The 5,126-nt window shown below is 77.7% G+C and carries 6 protein-coding genes; 3 read left to right on the forward strand and 3 right to left on the reverse strand.

Going from position 1 to position 5,126, the window contains the following annotated elements:
- Positions 1-68: 68 nt before the first annotated feature.
- A complete protein-coding gene (gene greA, locus GTR00_RS14145) occupies positions 69-563 on the reverse strand; it encodes a transcription elongation factor GreA (RefSeq protein WP_166612251.1) in 495 nt (164 codons plus the stop codon).
- A 165-nt stretch (positions 564-728) separates the two neighbouring features.
- Entirely contained in the window at positions 729-1,148 is a 420-nt protein-coding gene (locus GTR00_RS14150) for a DUF4307 domain-containing protein (protein WP_166612252.1), read from the reverse strand.
- 139 nt (positions 1,149-1,287) lie between these two features.
- On the opposite strand from GTR00_RS14150, the gene mca reads away from it, so the two are divergent.
- Entirely contained in the window at positions 1,288-2,190 is a 903-nt protein-coding gene (mca, locus tag GTR00_RS14155) for a mycothiol conjugate amidase Mca (protein ID WP_166612253.1), read from the forward strand.
- The gene (locus GTR00_RS14160) at positions 2,187-2,462 is read left to right on the forward strand and encodes a hypothetical protein (protein WP_166612250.1); all 276 of its coding nucleotides are present in this window, start codon (positions 2,187-2,189) and stop codon (positions 2,460-2,462) included. Before mca ends, GTR00_RS14160 begins: the two co-directional genes overlap by 4 nt.
- Before the next feature lie 3 nt (positions 2,463-2,465).
- Here the strand turns inward: GTR00_RS14160 and GTR00_RS14165 are convergent, their stop codons facing one another.
- Positions 2,466-3,416, reverse strand: a complete 951-nt coding sequence (locus tag GTR00_RS14165) for a Gfo/Idh/MocA family protein (RefSeq protein ID WP_166612254.1) — start codon at positions 3,414-3,416, stop codon at positions 2,466-2,468.
- Positions 3,417-3,493: 77 nt separating this feature from the next.
- On the opposite strand from GTR00_RS14165, the gene GTR00_RS14170 reads away from it, so the two are divergent.
- The coding region (locus GTR00_RS14170) for a thioredoxin domain-containing protein (protein WP_166612255.1) at positions 3,494-5,126 on the forward strand (1,633 nt) is incomplete at its 3' end.

Below are 5,126 nucleotides of genomic sequence, written 5' to 3' on the forward strand. Positions count from 1 at the left end.
GTGCAGCGCTGACCCCGGCACCGCCCCGGCACCGCCCCGGCACCGCCCCGGCACCGCCGCGGGCCCGCTCAGCCGGTGAAGGGCTCCACCTTCAGCACCTTGACCGGCACCTGCCGGCCGTTGGGGGCGGTGTAGCTCACCGCGTCGCCGGGCTTGCGGCCCAGCACCGCCGCGCCCAGCGGGGAGCGCTCGCTGTAGACGTCCAGGCCGCCGGCGTCGCCGACCTCGCGGCTGCCCAGCAGGAACCTCTCCTCGTCCCCGGCCAGGTCCACGGTGACCACCGAGCCCAGGGTCACCTCGCCGGAGGCCGACGGCGCCGCCTCGCCCACCTTGGCGGTCTCCAGCAGCTGGCGCAGCTGGCGGATGCGCAGCTCCTGCTTGCCCTGCTCCTCCTTGGCCGCGTGGTAGCCGGCGTTCTCCTTGAGGTCGCCCTCCTCGCGGGCCTGCTCGATGCGCTTGGCGAGCTCGCTGCGGCCCGGCCCGGACAGCTGCTCGTACTCGGCCCTCAGCCGGTCGTAGGCGTCCTGGGTCAGCCAGGTGACGCTGCCGGTGGTCTCGCTCACGGTCGCTCCTCGTCGGGCTCGCTCGGGGGGGACCTTCCCGCCCACCCTCAAACACCGAGTCGCCCGGCCCCGCGACCGCGGGGACGAGCGACTCGAAGCGACCACGTTAGCCCGTCGGCGGTGCGGACCTCCACCGCTCCACCCCGCCGGGCCCGGCCGCCGGGCTCAGCCCGCGGCCTGCGCGCACGAGACCACCTGCACCGTCACCGCCCGCGAGGTGGTGCGCACCCGCACCGTGCGCTGCACCTCCCGCTGCTCGCCGGCGGGCACGTCCACCCGCACCAGCCCCACCTCCGCGGAGGAGGCGTCCAGCGCGTGCACCGCGCACGTCACCGCCGTGCCCGGCTCGCGCGCGATGGCCACGCGCACCTCGGCGGTGCGGTCGTCCAGGACCCGGTGGGCGATCACCGTGGAGGACGGCCCCTGCGACTGCGCCACCGCCACCCACACCCCGTAGGCCAGCACCAGCAGCGCCCCCAGCACCGCCGCCGCCAGCGGCAGCGGCCGCCGGTACCAGGGCCGGGCCGCCCGCGGGCGGCGGCCGTAGCGCGCCGCGAGCAGGTCGTCGGTGGTGTCGCTGGGCACGCGGGGCTCCCGGTTCTCGGAGGTGGCGGCCCGCCCGTCGGAGGGGTGGGCGAAGATGGGGGCAGAGGACGTGCCCCGATGGTCGCACCCGCCGCCGGCGGGGTCAGCACGAGGCGGGGCAGCAGGAGGAGGAGCGCCAGTGGCGGAGACGCTGCGGCTGATGGCCGTGCACGCCCACCCGGACGACGAGTCGAGCAAGGGCGCCGCCTCGATGGCGCGCTACGCCGCCGAGGGCGTGGAGGTCCTCGTGGTGTCCTGCACCGGCGGGGAGCGCGGCGACGTGCTCAACCCCCGGCTGAAGGGCGACGCGCGCATGCTGCGCGACATGGCCGAGTACCGGCGCCGCGAGATGGCCGAGGCCGCCCGCATCCTGGGCGTGCAGCACCGCTGGCTCGGCTACGTCGACTCCGGCCTGCCCGAGGGCGACCCGCTGCCGCCGCTGCCGGCCGGCTGCTTCGCCCTGGAGCCGCTGGACCTGACCGTCAACGCGCTCGTGCACGTCGTGCGCGAGTTCCGGCCCCACGTGATGACCACCTACGACGAGTCCGGCGGCTACCCGCACCCGGACCACATCATGTGCCACGCGGTCTCCCGCGAGGCCTTCGACGCCGCCGCCGACCCCGCGCGCTACCCGCTGGCCGGTGAGGCGTGGCGCACCTCCAAGCTCTACTACCACGCCTCCTTCTCCCGGAAGCGGATGACCGCCTTCCACGAGGCGCTGCTGTCGCTGGGGCGGGAGTCGCCCTACGGGGAGTGGATCGAGCGCGCGGAGCGGGCCGAGGAGGACCCCGACGCCCCCGGGCGCGTCGAGCTGGACGTCACCACCCGCGTGGAGTGCGCCGACTTCTTCGACACCCGCGACCGCGCCCTGCTCGCCCACGCCACCCAGATCGACCCCGACGGGTTCTTCTTCGGCGTGCCCAACGAGGTGCAGCGCGAGCTGTGGCCCACCGAGGACTACCACCTGGCGGTCTCGCACGTGCCCACCGAGCTGCCCGAGGACGACCTGTTCGCCGGCCTGCGCGGGCGGGACGGCGCGTGAGCGGCCCCGGCGCGCCCCTGGCCGCCACGCCCACCCCCACCACCAGCAGCGGCACCCAGCAGCCCTCGGTGGACGCCGACCTCGTCACCCCCGGCCTGGGCGGCTTCCTCGCCCTGTTCGGCCTGGCCCTGGCCCTGTACCTGCTGGGCCGCAGCATGGCCCGCCGCGTGCAGCGCGTGAACCACCGCGCCCGCGTGGAGGCCGAGGAGCGCGCCGCGGCCGCCGCGCGCTCCGGCGACGACGACGCCCCCGGCGCGCCCGGGCAGGGCTGAGCCTCAGCGGCCCCCGGCCGGCGGGCGCGCCACCGCGGTGGTGCGCTCGCCGACCGGGCGGGCCAGGTGCTCCTCCACCGCCACCAGCACCGCCACCGCGTCGCGCGCGTACGCGGCGTCCAGCCGGTCCGGCCGCCCGCCGGCCGCGCTCTCCCGCAACCGGTCCACCGCGCGCGCGAACCCCTCCTGCGGGGTGCCGTGGAAGCGCGGCAGGTCGTGCCGCCCGCCCGGGCCCCACACCGTCGCGAACGAGCCGCCCGCGCCGGCCGGCGCGGTCAGCGTCAGCGACAGGGCGCTGCCCGCCCCGCCGGCGTGCTCCAGCGCGACGTTCACCGCGTCCCGCGCACCGCGGCCGGCGCTGACCCGCTCCACCGGCGGCAGCAGCTCCAGCAGCACCGACAGCGCGTGCGGGCCGGTGTCCCACAGCCCGCCGCGCTCGCGCCGCCACGCCGAGGCCCCGTACGGGTTGCCCGGCGCGTCGATCGTGCCCGCCCAGCGGGCCAGGGCCCCCTCCCACGGGCCGTGCTCGGCGGCCAGCGCCCGCACCCGCGCCAGCCAGTCCGTGACGTCCGGCTGGAACAGGTACGTCGTGTGGACCAGCGAGGCCACGCCGCCCTCGCGCACCGCCGCCACCACCTCGTCGGCGGCGGCCAGGTCCAGCGCCAGCGGCTTCTCCAGCAGCACGTGCCGCCCCGCGCGCGCCGCCCGCGCCGCCAGCGGCGCCTGCACGTGCGGCGGCAGCGCGATCGTCACCGCGTCCACCGCCTCGATCAGCTCCTGCGCCGAGGCGAAGCCGCGCCCGCCGACCCGCCCGGCCACCTGCGCGGCCCTCGCCGGGTCCCGGCCGGCGAAGCCGACCAGCTCCACCCCCGGGTGGGCGGCCAGCGCCGCCCCGTGGCAGGTCTCGGCCCAGAAGCCGGTGCCCAGGACCCCGAACCGTCGCGGTGCGCTCATGGCGGCCACCCTGCCGCACGAGCGGCCCGGGCCCCGGGCCGGTCGTGGGCGCCGGTCCGCTGTGGCAGCGTGGCCGCGTGGCCAACCGCCTGCAGCACTCCCGCAGCCCCTACCTGCAGCAGCACCGCGACAACCCCGTCGACTGGTGGGAGTGGGGCCCGGAGGCGTTCGCCGAGGCGCGCCGGCGCGACGTGCCCGTCCTCGTCTCCACCGGCTACGCCGCCTGCCACTGGTGCCACGTCATGGCCCACGAGTCCTTCGAGGACCCCGCCACCGCCGCGCACATGAACGAGCGGTTCGTGTGCGTGAAGGTGGACCGCGAGGAGCGCCCCGACGTCGACGCCGTGCACATGTCCGCCACCACCGCCCTCACCGGCCGGGGCGGCTGGCCCATGACGACGTTCTGCACCCCCGACGGGGAGGTCTTCTTCGCCGGCACCTACTTCCCGCCGCGCCCGCACCCTCAGGTGCCCTCCTTCCGGCAGGTCCTCGCCGCCGTCGACGAGGCCTGGCGCGAGCGGCGCCAGGAGGTCCTGGGCTCCAGCGCCCGCATCGCCCGCGCCCTGGGGGAGGCGGCCACCCCCTCCGGCGGCGCCCCGCCCGCCGACGACGACCTCGCCGCCGCCGTCGCCGCGCTGGCCGGGGAGGAGGACCGCGTCCACGGCGGTTTCGGCGGCGCCCCGAAGTTCCCGCCCTCGATGGTCGTGGAGTTCCTGCTGCGCCACGCCGCCCGCACCGGCTCCGACGTCGCCGCCGGCCTGGCCGCGCGGACCCTCACCGCGATGGCCCGCAGCGGCACGTGCGACCAGGTCGCCGGCGGTTTCGCCCGCTACGCCGTCGACGCCGGCTGGGTGGTGCCGCACTTCGAGAAGATGCTCTACGACAACGCCCTGCTGGCCCGCGCCTACCTGCACTCCTGGCGCGCCACCGGCGACGCCGAGCACCGCCGCGTCGCCGAGCAGACCTGCGAGTGGATCGTCACCGGCCTGCTCACCCCCGAGGGCGCCTTCGCCGCGTCCCTGGACGCCGACACCCCCGTCGCCGACGCCGACGGTCGCGTGCGCGCGGTCGAGGGGGCCACCTACGTGTGGACCCCCGGCGACCTCGTGGAGGTCCTCGGCATCGACGACGGCCCCTGGGCCACCGAGCTGCTCGGCGTCACCGAGGCCGGCACCTTCGAGCACGGCACGTCCACCGCCCGCCTGACCCGGGCGCTGGAGGGCGAGGAGCTGGCGCGCTGGCTGCGCGTGCGCGAGCGCCTGGCCGCCGCCCGCGCCGACCGCCCCCAGCCCACCCGCGACGACAAGGTCGTGCTCGCCTGGAACGGCCTGGCGATCGCCGCCCTGGCCGAGGCCGGGGCCCTGCTGGCCCGCCCGGACCTGCTGCTCGCCGCCCGCACCGCCGCGGGGTCCCTCGTGGACGTGCACCGCGTCGACGGCCGCTGGCGGCGCGTCTCGCGCGACGGCGTCGCCGGCGCCCCCGCCGCCGTGCTGGAGGACCTCGGCGACCTCGCCGAGGGGCTGCTCGCCCTGCACGCCGCCACCGGCGAGCACCGCTGGGCGCACGTGGCGCGCGAGGTGTGCGAGGAGGTGCTGGCCGAGTTCACCGCCGAGGGCGGCGGGTTCCACGACGTCGCCGCCCACGCCGTCGACCCCGCCCTGCACGCCGCCCGCGGCGGCGCTCCAGCCGGAGGGGGTGGCGCCGTCGGAG

Source organism: Kineococcus indalonis, assembly GCF_009906395.1.
GTDB lineage: Bacteria > Actinomycetota > Actinomycetes > Actinomycetales > Kineococcaceae > Kineococcus > Kineococcus indalonis.

Bases quoted from the DNA above. Each gene is read 5' to 3' on its own strand.
- GTR00_RS14165 (WP_166612254.1), bottom strand. From the start codon at position 3,416: ATGAGCGCACCGCGACGGTTCGGGGTCCTGGGCACCGGCTTCTGGGCC.